This window comes from Bacillus sp. HSf4 (genome assembly GCF_029537375.1).
GTDB lineage: Bacteria > Bacillota > Bacilli > Bacillales > Bacillaceae > Bacillus > Bacillus sonorensis_A.
In genome coordinates this window covers 537,218-552,967 of the sequence record NZ_CP120679.1, presented here as the reverse complement: position 1 = coordinate 552,967, position 15,750 = coordinate 537,218, and the positions used below count along the sequence as shown (strand labels likewise).

The following is a 15,750-nucleotide window of genomic DNA, read 5'->3' as shown; positions in this document are numbered from 1 at the left end:
AGTGCGGTTTTACTATTTCCCAATCAGGTCATGCGAACTAAAAAAATACCATTTTAACTTTTGTTAAAGTTCAACATTTCATCACATTTTTTATCATCATCCCGCTTGTTTCTTTTCCTTCAATTTAATAGGCTTATACATATACGAATCAAGAATGGAGGGGGAGAATGCTACCAATCAAACGGAGGCAGCAAATTTTGGTGTGGATCAAAGAAGAGGAAACCATGCGGATTTCCGACATTTCAAAAAGGCTGAACGTCTCTGAAATGACGGTGTACCGCGATATCAAACCGCTTATTGAAAACGGCCAGGTCATCAAAACGGCCGGCGGGATCGCTTTAAACCGGCCGAAGCAGCCGCAGGGCCAGCTCTGTCTCGTCTGCGGAAAACCGGCGGCGAATCAGAGGCTGTCCGTCCAAATCGTGAAAGCCGACGGCGGAGTTGAACAATTTTGCTGCGCCCACTGTGCCATGCTCCGCTATGAAAAGGTAAAGGATGATGCAGCACAGATCATCTGCCGCGATTTTTTATTGGACACGACAATCAGCGCCAAAATGGCCGTTTTTCTGCTTGATGCCGATCTTCATTTGCATTGCTGTGAGCCGCAGGCAATCGCGTTCGCCTCAAGATCCGACGCGGAGAAATTTAAGAAAGGGTTTGGAGGCAGGCTTTTGTCGTTTGATGATGCGGCACAGGAGATTCAGAAAAACATGAAGGAAGATTGCTGCCGCCTGAAAACATGAAATTTTTAATGAAAGATTGGATGAATATGAAAAAAAGAGCTTCACTTTGGACAGTCATGGCTGTTCTCTGCTTCTTCATGGTGCCAAAAGCCGCCTTTGCCCATGCTTATATCGTCGATTCGGCGCCGGCGGCGAATCAGGAGCTGGAAAAAGCGCCGAAAGAGGTCAAAATCGAATTCAATGAAGTGATTCAGGAAGGATTTCACTCGATAACGGTCAGAAATTCTTCGGGTGAGCGCGTCGATTCAGGGGAAACGCAAATCGATCCGGACAACCGAAAAATCATGACCGTCAGGCTGAAGCAAAATATCAAGAATGATATTTATTCAGCTGAATGGCGTGCTGTATCGGCTGACGGCCATCCCGTCTCAGGCACGATCCCCTTCAGTGTCGGCAACGTTCAAGGCGGTTTGGCAAATGAGCAAACAAGCGCCGCAAAAAGCCTGCCATCGGCCGATACCGTTATGAATCGAGTTCTTCTTTACACAGGTTTTTCCCTTTTCATGGGCGCTGTTCTTTTCAGGCTCGTCTGGCACCGCCCTGAAAACGGATGGCCGGCCAACAGGCGCCGCCGCGTGAACCGGGTCAGGAACATCGCGCTCCTGTTCATCAGCGCAGCTATCATCATTCAGCTGCCGCTTGAGACAAAGGCAAATGCGGGAGTTTCATGGACGGAGGCTTTTCAGCCTGGACTGTTAAAGGAAACGCTTTTTCATACAACAAGCGGGATGCTGTGGATCGTCAACATCGTCCTCGTCGCTCTGCTTGCCGTTTTCTCGCTGAAAAACGGACGATTGAACAGCATTTTAGGGTTGATCCTGTTCATAGGGCTTTTATTTGTCAAATCGTTTTCCGGCCATGCCGCTGCAACGAGTTACAGCTATATGACGACAGCGATGGATTTCATCCATTTGACAGCAGCATCCGTTTGGACCGGGGGACTTGCCTCCATTGTGCTGTTCTTCGGGAAAGACTGGCTCAAGCCTGATAAAGACCCCATATGGGCGACGATCCGGCGCTTTTCGCCGTGGGCGCTCGTTTCAGCGGGGCTCCTGATGTTTTCGGGATTGCTAAACAGCTTTTTCATTGTCCATACATTGAACAACCTGTTGGAGACCCTTTACGGGAAAACGCTTCTGCTCAAATCAGGGCTCGTCCTGTTGATGATCGGCTTTGGGGCGTTTCATTATGTCCGCTTCAGAAAAAAACCGAAACACTCAAGGCACACGATCAAAGCCGAATGGGCAGCCGGTCTTCTCATCCTTTTGACAACAGCGGTTTTCACCAACATACCAAGCCCGCCGGCGCCGCTTCCGCAGCCATTTAATGAAACAAAGCAGCTGACTGACGGTCAAACTCTGTCACTAAGAATCAGTCCGAACATGCCCGGAGCCAATACATTTGAAGTCGTTGTCAAAGACCGAAGGGGAGAAGTGATCAAAGATATTCAGAAAATCGACTTAACGGTCTCCAAAACAAGTCTTTTCGGCGACAGCAAGGAAAGCACCTTCACCCTTTCCAAAAAGGAAAAGGGCGTATTCCGAGCGAAAAATTTAAACCTGAATGAAGAAGGCATCTGGAAAGTCCGGGTGCATGGCTTAACAGCATCATTTGAGGAAATCAGAACGGTTTTTAATGCAAAAGTCAATAAAAAGGAGTCTTGATAGCATGTTTAAACAAAACTTGTTTTTAAGCGCCGTATGCGCAGCACTTCTGCTTTTTGCCGTACCGGTGAGCGCACACGTCACCGTCAAGCCCGCCGAATCCGCGGCAGGATCATGGGAAACATATACGATCAAAGTGCCGGTTGAAAAAGATATCGCAACGACTAAAGTCGTTCTCAGCATGCCTGATGGCGTTGAGTTTCAGCAGTATGAACCTGTTCCCGGCTGGAAAACGAGCACCGAAGAAAAAGACGGAAAGGTCACAAGAGTGACATGGGAAGCTGAAGACGGAGGCATTCAGCCGGGAGAGTTCCAGCAGTTTACCTTCACGGCGAAAAACCCCGACAAACAGCAGCAGGCCGCATGGGACGCCTACCAGTATTATAAAGACGGAAGCATTGTCGAATGGACCGGTGATGAAGACGCCGATACCCCGCACTCGATCACAAACATCGTCGATGCTTCCAAGCTCGGACACGAAACCGTTGATGAGCATGGAGCGACAACAAAAGAGACACCGCAAGAAGCTCAGGGAAATTCAGGGATTCAAACCGCTTCTCTCATTTTGTCAATCCTTGCTGTTTTACTCGGGGGAACGGCACTGTTCGTGACAGTGCGCAGAAAGAAATCGTAAAAAGACTTATGCTGCCTGAGAGGATCTCGGGCAGCTTTTTTTGCGGAAAAGAAAACCCCCGTTATCACGTCGTTATGATTGGTTCACCAGGGGTTTAGTGATTCTGCCAAAATATAATAGGACATACCCGTTTTTTCTTCCGTTTCAAGTAAATTCCGGCCGATCGGCAACTCCTGTGTACAGCTTTTCGGTATGCCTTGAATGGCTTCATCCGCTTCCTCCATGAATGGATTGATCACCTATGATATGATTTCGCCAAGGGTGTTGACCAGTTCCTTTTTCAGGAGCGGAGTAATCGCATTGCACATCATCATATGATTTAAAAAACGGCAAACTTGTCATACAATAGAAAAAGTGAAATTGATCGGTATTTTGACCTGAGGGAGAGATCGGAGCATGAAACTATCGATTCTATTTGTCTTGCTGGCTGCGGTTTTATGGGGAACGACAGGAACAACCCAGGCGTTTGCGCCAAAGGAAGCGGCGCCTCTTGTTTTCGGTGCCGTCAGAATGGCGGTCGGCGGCTTAACCTTGCTGCTTTTCGCGGCCGGACGCGGGCGGTTGACACGCGCAGGCTGGCCTGTACGGCCGTTGGTCATCGCAGCCTTGAGTATGGCATTCTATCAGCCTTTCTTTTTTTCGGCCGTCAGCTTATCCGGGATTGCCGTCGGAACGGTGGTCGCCATCGGCAGCGCACCGGTTCTCGCAGGTTGCCTTGAGTGGCTGACCCACCGCAAGATTCCCGGCAAAAGATGGTGGATTGCGACGATGGCGGCGATCTGCGGTGTATCCTTGTTATTTATCCCATCCGCTTCCTCAAAAGGCAGCTTCTTCGGCATTTTGCTGGCGCTTGGGGCGGGGCTCTCTTTTGCCGTGTATACCTTGACGAGCAAACAGCTCCTGCAAAGGCAGATGCCCGAGGCCGTAACCGGGGTTGTCTTCTCCTTAAGCGCTGTGATGCTCTCTCCGTTATTGTTTCTGTATGATCTGAGCTGGATCTTTTCCGCCCGGGGTGCGGGGGCCAGCCTTTATATCGGAGTGATCGCGACTGCTGCAGCATATCTCTTGTTTACAACAGGCCTGAAAAAAGTGCCCGCTTCAACGGCCGTCACCCTGTCCCTGGCCGAACCGCTCACCGCTTCGCTGTTGGGGACCGCGCTTGTCAGAGAGTCCCTTTCTCCCGTGTCATGGGCGGGGATCGCGCTTTTGTTGCTGGGGATTTTTTATGTATCGTATACACCTAAAAAGAAACGGAGTTTCGGAGTCTATGAAAACGTATAGCGGTGTGCGTTTTCACAGCACATCAATTCGTCCGAAGGTATCGATCGTAAAACGCGCAAGCTCCTCCATATCATCTTGAGAAGTGACGTCTGTTACTTTATATTCAACTGTGCCGCCCTGTTTTTCAAGTGCCAGCTTAAGATTCCGCAGACGGCCTTCACGCCTCGCCGTAAGCACAACCTTGGCACCATTGCTTGCAAGTTCTTTGGCAACAGCTTCTCTGATTCTGCTGGATGCTCCGGTTAAAATAACGACTTTCTCTTCAACTGTCTTTATACATCAAAAAACTGCACTTCACATGATGATCTGTAGCCGTCGAGCTGCATTTGGTTTCCAAAATGAAAGCCCTGTATACTTGATTGTACACAGGGCTTTCTTTTGACACATATCGGTGAGGTTGTCGTCTTTTAATCACCCAAACCGATGGACAAATATTTCGTTTCAAGATAAGGTTCGATTCCCTCAATTCCGCCTTCACGGCCGATGCCGCTTTCCTTCATGCCGCCGAACGGTGCCTGTACTGCAGACGGGCCGCCGTCATTCCAGCCGAGAATGCCGTAATCAAGGTTTTCCGACAAATAGATGCCGCTGCGATAGTTTTCCGTAAAGAAATAAGCCGCTAACCCGTATGGCGTATCATTGGCAAGCTTGATCGCTTCATCCAATGTTTTGAAAGACGTAATCGGTGCAACAGGACCGAATGTTTCTTCATGCATGATCGTCATCGAAGCATCGACATCAGTCAGCACTGTCGGATGTACAAAATAACACGATTTCTCATCATCGCTGTCATATTCCGCGCCGATTAAAACCTTTGCACCTTTTTCGACCGCGTCATTGATTTGATCGACGATTTTTTGGAAGCCTTTTTTATTGATGATCGGTCCGACTGAAACGCCTTCGTCAAGACCGTTCCCCACTTTCAGCTTGGCGACTTCCGCGCGGAGTTTTTCCGCAAATTCGTCCTTGATCGATTCATGAACGATCAGACGATTGGCGCAGACACAGGTTTGTCCGGCGTTTCTGTATTTTGACAGCATCGCCTGTTGAACGGCAAGGTCAATGTTGGCATCCTCAGCAACGATCAGCGGCGCATGCCCGCCAAGCTCCATTGAGACATGCTTCACTGTATCAGCGCTGTTTTTAATCAAATGTTTGCCGACAGGCGTTGACCCGGTAAATGTGATTTTGCGGATCAACGGATGACTTGTGAAAATAGAGCCGATTTCTTCCCCGTCGCCGATCACACATTGAAGGGCGTCTTTCGGAATGCCGGCTTCATGCCCCAGACGCACAAGCTCAAGCGCTGTCAGCGGCGTATCCGGTGCAGGCTTGATGATAAAGGTGCAGCCCGCTGCCAGCGCAGGCGCGGCTTTACGCGTGATCATCGCCGCCGGAAAGTTCCACGGGGTAATGGCCGCAACAGGACCGACCGCCTGACGGGTGACGACAATCCGCTTATTGGTGACAGATGCGGGAACCGTTCTCCCGTAGACGCGCTTTGCTTCTTCTGCGTACCACTCAATATAACCTGCGGCGTACATCACTTCACCCTGTGCTTCCTGATAAGGTTTTCCATTCTCAAGCGTAATCAGCTTGGCCAGCTCTTCTTTTTGCTCAACAATGAGATCAAACCACTTTTTCAGCAAGCCCGCTCTTTCAACAGCCGACGTTTTCGACCATGTTTGAAACGCCTCATGTGAACGCTCAACCGCTTCTTCGACTTCCTTTGCGGATTGCTGGGGAACCGATTTGATTTTTTCTCCGGTTGCCGGGTTAAACACTTCTAGCATGCTGGTCATCTTGAATCTCCTCCCCTTTATGCTTTGAATTGCTGTTGTATAAAATAATGCCGATCAATGTCCATCCCGCCAATATCAGCCATTCATACGGCCACACGAGCGCAGCCGGCATGCCCGGCAAATAAAAGGCAAGGAAGATAACACTTAAGAGGATAGCAGATAAACCCGTTGTTTTCCACTTATTGATTTTGTACGGTCGGTGTAAGTGGGGCTCTGTTTTTCTCAGCTTCATAAACGCAATTGACACGATCAAATACCCGACGATAATGCCGGTTCCTCCGGCATCAACAATCCACACGAGAGCGGGGCGTCCCAGGAGAGGCGCGAAGAATGCCAACGCGCCAAGAAATAAAATCGCATGTGTCGGCGTTTGATACTTGGGATGAATATAGCTGAACCATTTCGGAACCATCCCTTTTTCAGCCATGGCAAACAGGATGCGGCTCGCCCCGATGATAAACGCGTTCCAGCTTGTAATGATGCCGGCCACACCTCCAAGTACAAGGACAGTGCCGAACAGCTGACTGCCAAGCAGGTTAACCATGGCGTCTGCCGTTGCCAAAGAAGTCTCCGCAAGCTCGCTTTCAGATAAACCCATCGTCACCCCGAAGACGATCAAAAGGTAGAACACAACCGCGCTGACAATCGAGATGATTAAAATGTTGCCGATGATTTTTTTCGGTGCTTTGATTTCGGCCGCCACCTGAGGAATGACGTCAAATCCGACGAACAAAAACGGGATCATGACGAGCACGGACATCATTCCGGAAAATCCGTCTTTAAAGAGCGGCTTGACATTTTCAAAATCACCGTTGAACAAGGCGCCGCCCAGAAGCAGAAATCCGGTTGCAATGATGGCAATCGTAAAGACCGATTGAAAAATCGCAGCCGGCTTCACTCCGAAGTAATTGAGGGCGGTCAAAACGACGGCGCCTCCTGAGCCGATCAAAACCCAAGTCAAATAAACATCCCAGCCGCTGAGCGACCATAAAAACCCTTGGTGTTCAACAGGCATCACATAATCAATAACAGTCGGCAGTGCGACGGCTTCAAAGGTAATGACTGAAACATAGCCGAACAGCACACCCCAAGCGGCGATAAATGCCGTCTTCCGCCCAAATGCCCGATAGACGAAAACCAGTCCGCCTCCCGTTTCCGGGATCGCGGAAGACAGTTCCGCATACGTTAAACCGATCAATATCACAAGAATCCCGCCGATGACAAACGCGATCGTGCTGCCCAAAAAGCCGGCCGTCGAAATCCAGTCGCCGGAAAGGACAACCCAGCCCCAGCCCAGCATGGCCCCGATCGCCAAAAATAGCACATCCGTCTGCGACATTGATTTTTTCATTTTCTGTTTTCCCATGAACATCCGCCCCCTTTGTTGGTCAATCTAGAGTTGTTCCAGCGCTTCTTCGATGATGCCAAGCCCTTCTTGCAGCAATTCGTCCGTGATCACAAGCGGCGACAGAAAACGGATGATATTGCCGTTGATCCCCGCCGTTAATAAAAGCAGCCCGTGTTCATTGGCATACTTGGCGATATTGGCGGCTGACGCTTTGTCCGGCTGACGCGAGCTTTGATCTGTGACGATTTCGATCGCCGCCATCGCCCCGAGCCTGCGGACTTCACCGATCATCGGGTATTTCGTCTTCCATTCAAGCGCTTTCTCTTCGATCGCTTTTCCGATTTCTTCAGAACGCTTATTCAGCTCTTCCTCTTCAATAATGTCGAGCACGGCAAGCGCGGCGACACAGCCGAGCGGACTGCCGGCATACGTCCCGCCAAGCTCGCCGGGGGATGCGGCATCGAGCATTTCCGCCTGTCCGATGACACCGCTGAGCGGAACGCCTGCGGCAAGGGACTTCGATACCGTCACAAGGTCAGGTACAACATCGAAGTGTTCAATCGCAAAGTATTTACCTGTGCGGGCAAAGCCTGTTTGAATCTCGTCAGCCACAAAGACGATTCCGTGCTGTTTGCAGAAACGGGCGACATGCTGGACAAACCGTTTGGAAGGAATGATAAAGCCGCCTTCCCCCTGCACCGGCTCCATGACGACACATGCGACCGTCTCGGGAGCGACAGAGGAAACAAAGAAATCGTCAAAAGCCTGAATCACCATGTCATCATAGCTTTCATCCGTCATGCCTTCCGGCTTCCTGTAATAGTAAGGGAACGGCGCCTGATAGACCTCAGGTGCAAATGGCCCGAATCCGAACTTGTACGGCTTGACCTTGCTCGTCATGCTCATCGTCATGTTGGTGCGGCCGTGGAATCCGCGGGTAAAGGATACGACCGCTTGACGATTGGTATATTTTCTGGCGATTTTTACGGCGTTCTCAACGGCTTCAGCCCCCGAATTTAAGAAAATGGCTTTTTTATCGTGTGTGCCTGGTGCAAGCCGGCACAGCTTTTCCGCCAGTTCCAGATATGCAGGATACATCATCACATTGAAGCCCGGATGGATTAGCTGTCCGGCTTGCCGCTTGACCGCTTCAACAACTTTCGGATGGGAATGCCCGACGTTTACCGTACCGATCGCTCCTGCGAAATCGATAAAACGCCGGCCGTCTATATCATATAAAACCGCACCTTCTCCTTTTGCTGCCAGCTGGCGGTTGCCATTGGCAACCCCTCTTGCCACAAATTGATCCCGTTTGGCCTGCCAGTCTTTCGTTGTCAACTCTGTTGTGTTAAGACTCATAAATGATCTCTCCCCTTCATTATTTCTTACTATTCTGAATATTTTTTGGTATGATGAAAAGTACCAACTTTTAATTTTTCATGGTACCAGAAGGAGGGGCTATGATTACAATACCGATTGACCGCTCTGGGGACGCGGATTATATTTATCACCAAATTTATCAGAAAATCAAAGAAGAAATATTCAACCGAAATCTTTTGCCGGACAACAAACTGCCGGCAAAACGCGAGCTTGCCAAAGCGCTGAACGTCAGCATCAATTCCGTCAATGCGGCTTACCAGCAGCTTCTTGCCGAAGGGTACCTCTATTCAAAGGAAAGAAAGGGTTTTTTCGTGGAGCAGATCGAAACATTTCACGCCAGCCGGCACTCAGAACCGCTCCGGCTTGATGCAGAATTGGCTGAAGAAGCGGAAAAAGGAGGCGGCTGGATTTCTTTTTCGCATATGAACGTGGATACAACTCATTTTCCTTTTAAAACATGGCTTCGCTGCGAACAAAAAGCTGTCGCTTCCCATACGAGTGAACTCGGAGAAATGACGCATCCGCAGGGCGTATACGGAGTGCGTCAGACCATCGCCCGCTTCATCGCGCTGACAAGAGGTGTCAAATGCCATCCCGAGCAGATCGTGATCAGCGCCGGCACTCAGCCGCTCATCCACACCCTCCAGGACCTGCTTCCGGAATCTGCCCTTTATGCAATGGAGGAGCCCGGATACAGCCGCATCTACCAATTGCTGAAAAATGAGAACAAGCGGGTCGCAACGATCGAGCTTGATCATAAAGGCGTGCGGATCAGCGATATTCAAGCGCTGAACCCCGATGTTCTGTTTGTGACGCCTTCACACCAGTTTCCAACAGGCATCATCATGCCGGTATCAAGAAGGATTCAGCTGTTGAACTGGGTGTCCGACGGTGAAGACCGCTATATTGTTGAAGACGATTATGACAGCGAATTTAAATATGGCAGCGACACCATTCCGGCTTTGCAAAGCCTTGACCGCTCTGAAAAAGTGATTTACATCGGAACATTTTCCAAGTCGCTTCTCCCCGGCCTGAGAATCAGCTATATGGTGCTGCCGCAAAAACTGTTGAAGCGATATAGAAAACGGCATCATTTCTCCATTCAAACAAGCAGCGTCCTGACGCAATTCGCCCTTCAGGAATTCATTGAATCGGGAGAATACCAAAAACACATCAAGAAAATGAACCAAATATATGAAGAAAAACGGACAAGGCTGATCGAAAGCCTTGAGAACACCTTCGCGCACCGGCTGAAGATCAAAGGAGCAAGCGCAGGGCTGCATTTTGTGGCCGACTTTGAAACAAACCACAGTGAAGAGGAGGTTTTACGGCGGGCCGGAGAAAGACGGGTGGAAATATACGGGATGAATCGCTTTATATTAAATGGAAAAAAAGAGAAGCAACCCGGTGTCGTCTCTCTTGTTCTTGGATTTGCGAAAATCGGCATGGAGCAGATTGATGACGGGGTGGCAAAGCTCTATGAGGCGGTCTGCGGATAAAACAAATACACCGGCAGCGCTATCTGCCGGTATTCCCGAAAATGAGCTTCGATATGTTTTAATTAAGGTTTACCACCGTTCTTTGCCGACTTGAAGGATCGCATCGATCAATCCCGGAAACTGCTTATCCAGTTCATCCTTGCAAAGGGAATAATAATGGTGCTTTCCTTCAATCCGCACTTTGAGAAGACCGGCTTCCCGAAGCACTTTGAAATGGTGGGAAAGCGTCGATTTGGCCACTTTGAAATTGCTGCATGAACCGCACGTTTTTTCCGCCGTTTCAGCCAAAGCTTGGACAATTTCCAGCCTGATCGGATCACTCAGCGCCTGAAGAACGGAGATTAACTTCATGTGATGTGTTTTCATGGGTTAAATGTATCATAATCCTTACTTCAAGACAATTAGGCAAATTGTTTGCCGAAGAAAGCTCCTCATGATACGATTCAACTGTTCGATGATTTTCGAACAATAAATTCAAATTGAATAACGGAGGTCATATCCGATGATCGTATTACAAGCTTACATGAAAGTAAAACCGGAAAAACGAGACTCATTTTTAGAAAGCATTCAGCCATTGCTTAAACATTCAAGAGCTGAAAGCGGAAATGCCCAATACGAGCTCTTCGAGAACACCGAAGAGGCCAATACATTTGTTATGCTCGAACAATGGAAAGACCAGGAAGCGCTTGACGCCCATAATCAAACAGAGCATTTTCAAACGTTTGTTAAACAAGCAGGCGACCTTTTAGCTGAACCGCTCAATGTGGTGCGCACGCAAACAACGTAAATGAAGAAGGGATAGATGAACATGAATGAAGTATTAAAAACACTGACAGACCACAGATCGATCCGCAGCTATACAGATGAGCCTGTCAGCCCTGAACAGCTGGACAGCATCATCCAAGCCGTCCAGGCCGCTCCGACATCGATCAACGGCCAGCAGGTCACCGTGATCACCGTCCAGGACCAAGAGAGAAAACAGAAGATTGCCGAACTGGCCGGCGGACAGGCCTGGATCGATCAGGCTCCCGTTTTCCTCCTCTTCTGCGCAGACTTCAACAGGGCGAAAATCGCGCTTGAGAAAAACGGACAGAACCTTGCCATAACAGACGGAATGGAATCGGTGCTCGTCGGGGCGGTCGATTGCGGCATCGCCATCGGCACTGCCACGGCTGCCGCCGAATCTATGGGACTCGGCACCGTGCCGATCGGCGCTGTCCGCGGCCGGGCCGAAGAACTGATCGGACTGCTCGAGATTCCCGAGTACGTGTTTCCGGTTGCAGGCCTTGTCGTAGGCCACCCGGCAGACCGTTCAGCGAAAAAACCGCGCCTGCCTGAACAAGCGGTAAGGCACAGCGAAACATACCGACGCGATTTGAAACCGCTGATTGACACATACGACGAAGAGATGTCCGAATACATGAAACAACGCACAAACGGACAGGAATCACGAAACTGGTCGCAAGGCATTTCAGCTTACTACAACAGCGTGTATTATCCGCACATTCGGGAAATGCTTGAAAAGCAAGGATTTAAACTGAAATAGAAAAAACATGGGCTATCGCGTTCGATAGCCCCTTTTCAACATTCCGCAATCAAAAGCTCCATCATCAGTCTGCGCAATGTGGCAAACTGCGGCATCCCCCCCTTTTTGAATCGATCAAACCAGCCGCCAAATAAACTGAAACAAAATCGTTGACCGTACCGGTCGTGTCTGCTAATATTCTTTTATGAAAACTCATGAGTTTTTTTATGACTCATGGGTTTTATCATTGTGAGAGAAGGATCAAGGATGAAGGATAAGAAAGCAGACATCATAAAAGCCGCCAAAAAACTGTTTGCCGAAAAAGGTTACCTCAATGTTTCGATGCAGGCGATTGCTGAAGAATGCAAAATTTCCAAGGCCTCTATTTATAAAATCTTTCAATCAAAAGAAGAACTGCTGCTGGCATTAATCAACTTCAGAAAAGAAGAAATGCTGAAGAAAAGCGCCAAAATCAATACGGAATCCTCTTTGACGCCGAAAGAGAGATTCGCAAAGAAAATCGCCCTGGAAATCATGGAGTTTAGAGAAAACCGTCAATTTATCAACTTCATGTCCAACGACGGGGCGTCTCCTGATACGGCCCTTATTCGAAAGCATCTCAAACAGACGAAGTCGATGATTATCAGCTGGCACAGAGATTCGATCATTCAGGCGTACGGAGAAGAGGTGAAACCGTACATTTGGGAGCTCGTGATCATTTACCACGGCTTGATGAGGGAATTCCTTTTCTTAGTCGCAGCTAAAAAATCTCAGCCTCATGTCGAGTCGATTCCGCCATTCATTATGTCTTTGTTGGATTTGTACATCGAGAAAAAACAGACCGGTGAAATGAAACCTTCATTAAATGAAGACATTATAGCCAGCTATATGAATATGGCCATTCCACACCCGCCCAAAAAGGAAGAATTGCTGGCCGGGCATTTACAAACACTGAAAGATGCAATCCGCTCGCTGTCAAACGATGACTTTGACGTCAAGGAACTGCAATCTGCCGCGGGCATGCTGTGCCAAGAAATGTTCGAAGAAGAGCCGCGTCCGTTTTTGATTCAGGCTCTCCTCGATTACCTCGGAAAAATCGAGACGCTGGAACAGACAATAGCACAAATCAAAACAATATATACGAAAGAATAAGAGGGATTTCACATGAATACAGAAACTGAACAGCAAACCTATAATCGAAAGATCATCGTCGGTTTGCTTATTGCCGGAGCCTTTATCGCGATCTTGAATCAGACGCTTTTAGTTACCGCGCTGCCGCATATTATGGCGGATTTGAATATCGATGCGACACAAGGACAATGGCTGACAACGGCCTTTATGCTGACGAACGGGATTCTGATTCCGATTACCGCCTTTTTGATTGAGCGGTATTCAAGCCGGGCGCTTGTCATTGCAGCGATGGGAATCTTTACAGCCGGTACGATCGTCGGCGCGTTCGCGCCTAACTTCCCGATTCTATTGACTGCGCGGATCATCCAGGCCGCGGGCGCCGGAATTATGATGCCGCTTATGCAAACGATCTTTTTAACGATTTTCCCGGTTGAAAAACGGGGATCGGCAATGGGGATGGTCGGCCTTGTCATCGCCTTTGCCCCGGCGATCGGTCCGACATTGTCAGGCTGGATCGTTGACAGCTTTACTTGGAGATACTTATTCTATATCATTTTGCCAATTGCGCTCATTGACCTTGTATTGGTCATCATTCTGATGAAAAACGTAACGAAATTGAGAGAAACATCTGTTGACATCCTCTCCATCATCCTGTCCAGCTTAGGGTTCGGCGGATTATTGTACGGATTCAGCAGCGCCGGCTCAGAAGGATGGGGAGACAATACCGTTATCACTTCATTTGTCATTGGCGCCATTGCCTTAATCGTCTTTATTATGAGACAGTTGAGGATCAAAAGACCGATTCTCGAATTCCGCGTCTTTCAATCATGGACGTTCAGCATAACCACATTGCTGGGAATGATTGTTTTCGCCTTAATGATCGGTACAGAAACGATTTTGCCGCTTTATACACAGAACGTCAGAGACGTTACCGCTTTTGATTCCGGTCTGATGCTTCTGCCGGGAGCGGTCGCTATGGGGATTATGTCTCCGATTATCGGCAGGATTTTTGACAAGATCGGCGGAAAAGGGCTGGCGATCATCGGATTTGCCCTCCTGCTCTTGACGACGATACCGTTTGCCGATCTGAAAATCGATACATCACTGACATTCATTGTCGTCATTTATACCGTGCGCATGATCGGAACTTCGATGATCATGATGCCGCTGACAACAGCCGGCATCAACGCTTTGCCGAATCATCTGATTCCGCACGGAACAGCGATGAACAATACGATGCGTCAAATCGGCGGTTCGATCGGTACGGCTGTATTAATTTCTGTGATGAGTACGTCGACGAAACACGCCAGCACTTCAAATCCGTTGAACGCAGTCGTACACGGAATGAACTCAGCCTTTATCGTCGCAGCCGTCCTCGCCTTGATCGGATTTATTCTCTCATTTACGCTGAAAAAGAAGCCGCAGAAGCAAGAGCAGCCTGCGCGCTGAAGGAAAGACACCAGTTCGAACTGAACTGGTGTCTTGTCTTTTAATAAAAAACAGCCGGACTGTGCCGGCTGTTCCGTTTGTCGAAAATCCGTGTGAGAAAATATGACGGTTTATTCCAAATTTGTGAAGTCTTCAGCAGGTAAGCTTGGATAAAAAGAAAAAATGATCTATCGTCACTTTCGGGCCGAAACGCTTGCATCCTTTATTATGATAGCTATCGAACTGCAAGTGCTGTTCAGCGCCGGAGAATCCATTTTTTTTGCTAAACAAGACGCCGGATATGATTGCGGGACGGCAGCGGGCGATTTTAGTGAACGAAAGAGAAAGATTGATAGAACAACAAAAAGAAATTGAAGAATATGAAGATGTTATTTTAACAAAAGAAAGAGGACTGGCATTATCTCGATAAGTTTCGTATAGAAGACTATTCATGCCAACAATTTCTCATTACAATCATAAGAGCCCGGCTATATTGAGGCAGCAGGCTCTTATGATATATGACACTATTTTTTTGTATAACGCACCCAGTCGTAATGAGCGTATAGCGGTGTTACACCATTGTAGGAACCGAGCCATTCATCGACACCAGTACCATTCCACAAGTTCATCATGATCTTTCCTGGTGTTGTCGGAATATGGCTTGTCGCAGTATGTTTTAATTGCCCATCGACATACCATTTAATAGAATTTGGCTGCCAATCGAACGCATACGTGTGATAGGCATTGGCTGCATCAAATCCGAGATTCACAAGCTTCTCATGGTTTCCTATACCATTTGTATAATAGTTAAATTGAACCTTTGTTGTGTCTTTTCCTAAAAATTCGATATCAATCTCATCCCAAGGCGTTCCATCTGTTGGACCTGTGTAAGTGAAGAACGATGAAACGATCCCTGTGTTTTTAGCTGGTTTCATTTTGACTTCATAAAGTCCATAGCCATATGTTTGAACAGAACGGTTTTCCCCGCAGTCAAACTTGTTATAGGATGGACTTGTTAGCGCCAAACGCATTTCACCCAATGACGTCATTGATACATTATTTGCACGCCAAGTGCAGTTGAACATATTTCCATTCGAATAACCATTTGCTTTTTGCCATAAACCGGGGTTATAGCTGTTAAAAGGGTCAAAAAACGATCCGCCTGCTTGAGCCGAGGCAGTAGAAGTGAATGCAGACAAACTCATAAACAATCCAGTGATAAGAAGCAACAACACTCGTTTCATACGATAAGGCATGTTGGCAGTCCCCTTTTCTTGAAAGCGTTTTCTTTATCGATCATACATGATCCTTTTAA

The 15,750-nt window shown here is 48.3% G+C and carries 16 protein-coding genes and 1 pseudogene; 10 read left to right on the top strand and 7 right to left on the bottom strand.

Annotation, left to right across the window (positions count from 1 at the left end):
- The first annotated feature begins 167 nt into the window (after window positions 1-167).
- The 3 genes from P3X63_RS02735 to P3X63_RS02725 are packed head-to-tail and all read left to right on the top strand — an operon-like array spanning window position 168 to window position 3,041.
- Window positions 168-743 carry a DeoR family transcriptional regulator gene (locus P3X63_RS02735; RefSeq protein ID WP_077735709.1) on the top strand — a complete coding sequence of 192 codons (576 nt, stop codon included), beginning with the start codon at window positions 168-170 and terminating at the stop codon, window positions 741-743.
- 20 nt (window positions 744-763) lie between these two features.
- Window positions 764-2,407, top strand: coding sequence for a copper resistance protein CopC (locus P3X63_RS02730; protein ID WP_026585926.1), 1,644 nt, complete (start codon window positions 764-766; stop codon window positions 2,405-2,407).
- A 4-nt stretch (window positions 2,408-2,411) separates the two neighbouring features.
- Complete coding sequence (locus P3X63_RS02725) at window positions 2,412-3,041, top strand: YcnI family copper-binding membrane protein (protein ID WP_026585925.1); 630 nt, start codon at window positions 2,412-2,414, stop codon at window positions 3,039-3,041.
- Window positions 3,042-3,124: 83 nt separating this feature from the next.
- Here the strand turns inward: P3X63_RS02725 and P3X63_RS02720 are convergent, their stop codons facing one another.
- Window positions 3,125-3,265: a hypothetical protein gene (locus P3X63_RS02720; RefSeq protein ID WP_163170573.1), complete on the bottom strand. Its 141-nt coding sequence runs from the start codon at window positions 3,263-3,265 to the stop codon at window positions 3,125-3,127.
- A gap of 172 nt (window positions 3,266-3,437) precedes the next feature.
- On the opposite strand from P3X63_RS02720, the gene P3X63_RS02715 reads away from it, so the two are divergent.
- Window positions 3,438-4,322 (top strand): DMT family transporter, encoded by an 885-nt coding sequence (locus P3X63_RS02715; protein WP_026585924.1) that lies wholly within the window; start codon window positions 3,438-3,440, stop codon window positions 4,320-4,322.
- A gap of 12 nt (window positions 4,323-4,334) precedes the next feature.
- Here the strand turns inward: P3X63_RS02715 and P3X63_RS02710 are convergent, their stop codons facing one another.
- The 4 genes from P3X63_RS02710 to gabT form a co-directional block, all read right to left on the bottom strand.
- On the bottom strand, window positions 4,335-4,571 hold the full coding sequence (locus P3X63_RS02710) for an SDR family NAD(P)-dependent oxidoreductase (protein ID WP_268884459.1): 237 nt from the start codon (window positions 4,569-4,571) through the stop codon (window positions 4,335-4,337).
- Window positions 4,572-4,729: 158 nt separating this feature from the next.
- Window positions 4,730-6,124: a succinate-semialdehyde dehydrogenase gene (gene gabD, locus P3X63_RS02705; RefSeq protein ID WP_026585923.1), complete on the bottom strand. Its 1,395-nt coding sequence runs from the start codon at window positions 6,122-6,124 to the stop codon at window positions 4,730-4,732.
- Window positions 6,099-7,490 carry an APC family permease gene (locus tag P3X63_RS02700; protein ID WP_026585922.1) on the bottom strand — a complete coding sequence of 464 codons (1,392 nt, stop codon included), beginning with the start codon at window positions 7,488-7,490 and terminating at the stop codon, window positions 6,099-6,101. The genes gabD and P3X63_RS02700 overlap by 26 nt, the downstream gene beginning before the upstream one ends.
- 27 nt (window positions 7,491-7,517) lie before the next feature.
- Window positions 7,518-8,831 (bottom strand): 4-aminobutyrate--2-oxoglutarate transaminase, encoded by a 1,314-nt coding sequence (gene gabT, locus P3X63_RS02695; protein ID WP_026585921.1) that lies wholly within the window; start codon window positions 8,829-8,831, stop codon window positions 7,518-7,520.
- 101 nt (window positions 8,832-8,932) lie between these two features.
- Between gabT and gabR the strand changes: the two genes are divergently transcribed.
- On the top strand, window positions 8,933-10,351 hold the full coding sequence (gene gabR, locus P3X63_RS02690) for a MocR-like transcriptional regulator GabR (RefSeq protein ID WP_277692437.1): 1,419 nt from the start codon (window positions 8,933-8,935) through the stop codon (window positions 10,349-10,351).
- 69 nt (window positions 10,352-10,420) lie between these two features.
- On the opposite strand, the gene P3X63_RS02685 is transcribed toward gabR, so the two are convergent.
- On the bottom strand, window positions 10,421-10,717 hold the full coding sequence (locus P3X63_RS02685) for an ArsR/SmtB family transcription factor (protein ID WP_026585919.1): 297 nt from the start codon (window positions 10,715-10,717) through the stop codon (window positions 10,421-10,423).
- A gap of 136 nt (window positions 10,718-10,853) precedes the next feature.
- On the opposite strand from P3X63_RS02685, the gene P3X63_RS02680 reads away from it, so the two are divergent.
- The 5 genes and pseudogenes from P3X63_RS02680 to P3X63_RS02660 all read left to right on the top strand — a co-directional run.
- Entirely contained in the window at window positions 10,854-11,138 is a 285-nt protein-coding gene (locus P3X63_RS02680) for a putative quinol monooxygenase (RefSeq protein ID WP_077735715.1), read from the top strand.
- A gap of 21 nt (window positions 11,139-11,159) precedes the next feature.
- Window positions 11,160-11,897 (top strand): NADPH-dependent oxidoreductase, encoded by a 738-nt coding sequence (locus P3X63_RS02675; protein WP_026585917.1) that lies wholly within the window; start codon window positions 11,160-11,162, stop codon window positions 11,895-11,897.
- Window positions 11,898-12,143: 246 nt separating this feature from the next.
- Window positions 12,144-13,028, top strand: coding sequence for a TetR/AcrR family transcriptional regulator (locus tag P3X63_RS02670; RefSeq protein ID WP_026585916.1), 885 nt, complete (start codon window positions 12,144-12,146; stop codon window positions 13,026-13,028).
- Between the two features lie 12 nt (window positions 13,029-13,040).
- Window positions 13,041-14,456 carry an MDR family MFS transporter gene (locus P3X63_RS02665; protein ID WP_277692436.1) on the top strand — a complete coding sequence of 472 codons (1,416 nt, stop codon included), beginning with the start codon at window positions 13,041-13,043 and terminating at the stop codon, window positions 14,454-14,456.
- Window positions 14,457-14,624: 168 nt separating this feature from the next.
- A pseudogene (locus P3X63_RS02660) lies at window positions 14,625-14,745 on the top strand (transporter); the annotation flags it as partial.
- Window positions 14,746-14,959: 214 nt separating this feature from the next.
- On the opposite strand, the gene bglS reads toward P3X63_RS02660, so the two are convergent.
- Complete coding sequence (gene bglS / locus P3X63_RS02655) at window positions 14,960-15,691, bottom strand: beta-glucanase (protein ID WP_026585914.1); 732 nt, start codon at window positions 15,689-15,691, stop codon at window positions 14,960-14,962.
- Window positions 15,692-15,750 lie beyond the last annotated feature (59 nt).

Coding starts and splice junctions, on each gene's coding strand:
- P3X63_RS02735 (WP_077735709.1), top strand. CDS start 168: ATGCTACCAATCAAACGGAGGCAGCAAATTTTGGTGTGGATCAAAGAA.
- P3X63_RS02730 (WP_026585926.1), top strand. CDS start 764: ATGAATATGAAAAAAAGAGCTTCACTTTGGACAGTCATGGCTGTTCTC.
- P3X63_RS02725 (WP_026585925.1), top strand. CDS start 2,412: ATGTTTAAACAAAACTTGTTTTTAAGCGCCGTATGCGCAGCACTTCTG.
- P3X63_RS02720 (WP_163170573.1), bottom strand. CDS start 3,265: ATGGAGGAAGCGGATGAAGCCATTCAAGGCATACCGAAAAGCTGTACA.
- P3X63_RS02715 (WP_026585924.1), top strand. CDS start 3,438: ATGAAACTATCGATTCTATTTGTCTTGCTGGCTGCGGTTTTATGGGGA.
- gabD (WP_026585923.1), bottom strand. CDS start 6,124: ATGACCAGCATGCTAGAAGTGTTTAACCCGGCAACCGGAGAAAAAATC.
- P3X63_RS02700 (WP_026585922.1), bottom strand. CDS start 7,490: ATGGGAAAACAGAAAATGAAAAAATCAATGTCGCAGACGGATGTGCTA.
- gabT (WP_026585921.1), bottom strand. CDS start 8,831: ATGAGTCTTAACACAACAGAGTTGACAACGAAAGACTGGCAGGCCAAA.
- gabR (WP_277692437.1), top strand. CDS start 8,933: ATGATTACAATACCGATTGACCGCTCTGGGGACGCGGATTATATTTAT.
- P3X63_RS02685 (WP_026585919.1), bottom strand. CDS start 10,717: ATGAAAACACATCACATGAAGTTAATCTCCGTTCTTCAGGCGCTGAGT.
- P3X63_RS02680 (WP_077735715.1), top strand. CDS start 10,854: ATGATCGTATTACAAGCTTACATGAAAGTAAAACCGGAAAAACGAGAC.
- P3X63_RS02675 (WP_026585917.1), top strand. CDS start 11,160: ATGAATGAAGTATTAAAAACACTGACAGACCACAGATCGATCCGCAGC.
- P3X63_RS02670 (WP_026585916.1), top strand. CDS start 12,144: ATGAAGGATAAGAAAGCAGACATCATAAAAGCCGCCAAAAAACTGTTT.
- P3X63_RS02665 (WP_277692436.1), top strand. CDS start 13,041: ATGAATACAGAAACTGAACAGCAAACCTATAATCGAAAGATCATCGTC.
- bglS (WP_026585914.1), bottom strand. CDS start 15,691: ATGCCTTATCGTATGAAACGAGTGTTGTTGCTTCTTATCACTGGATTG.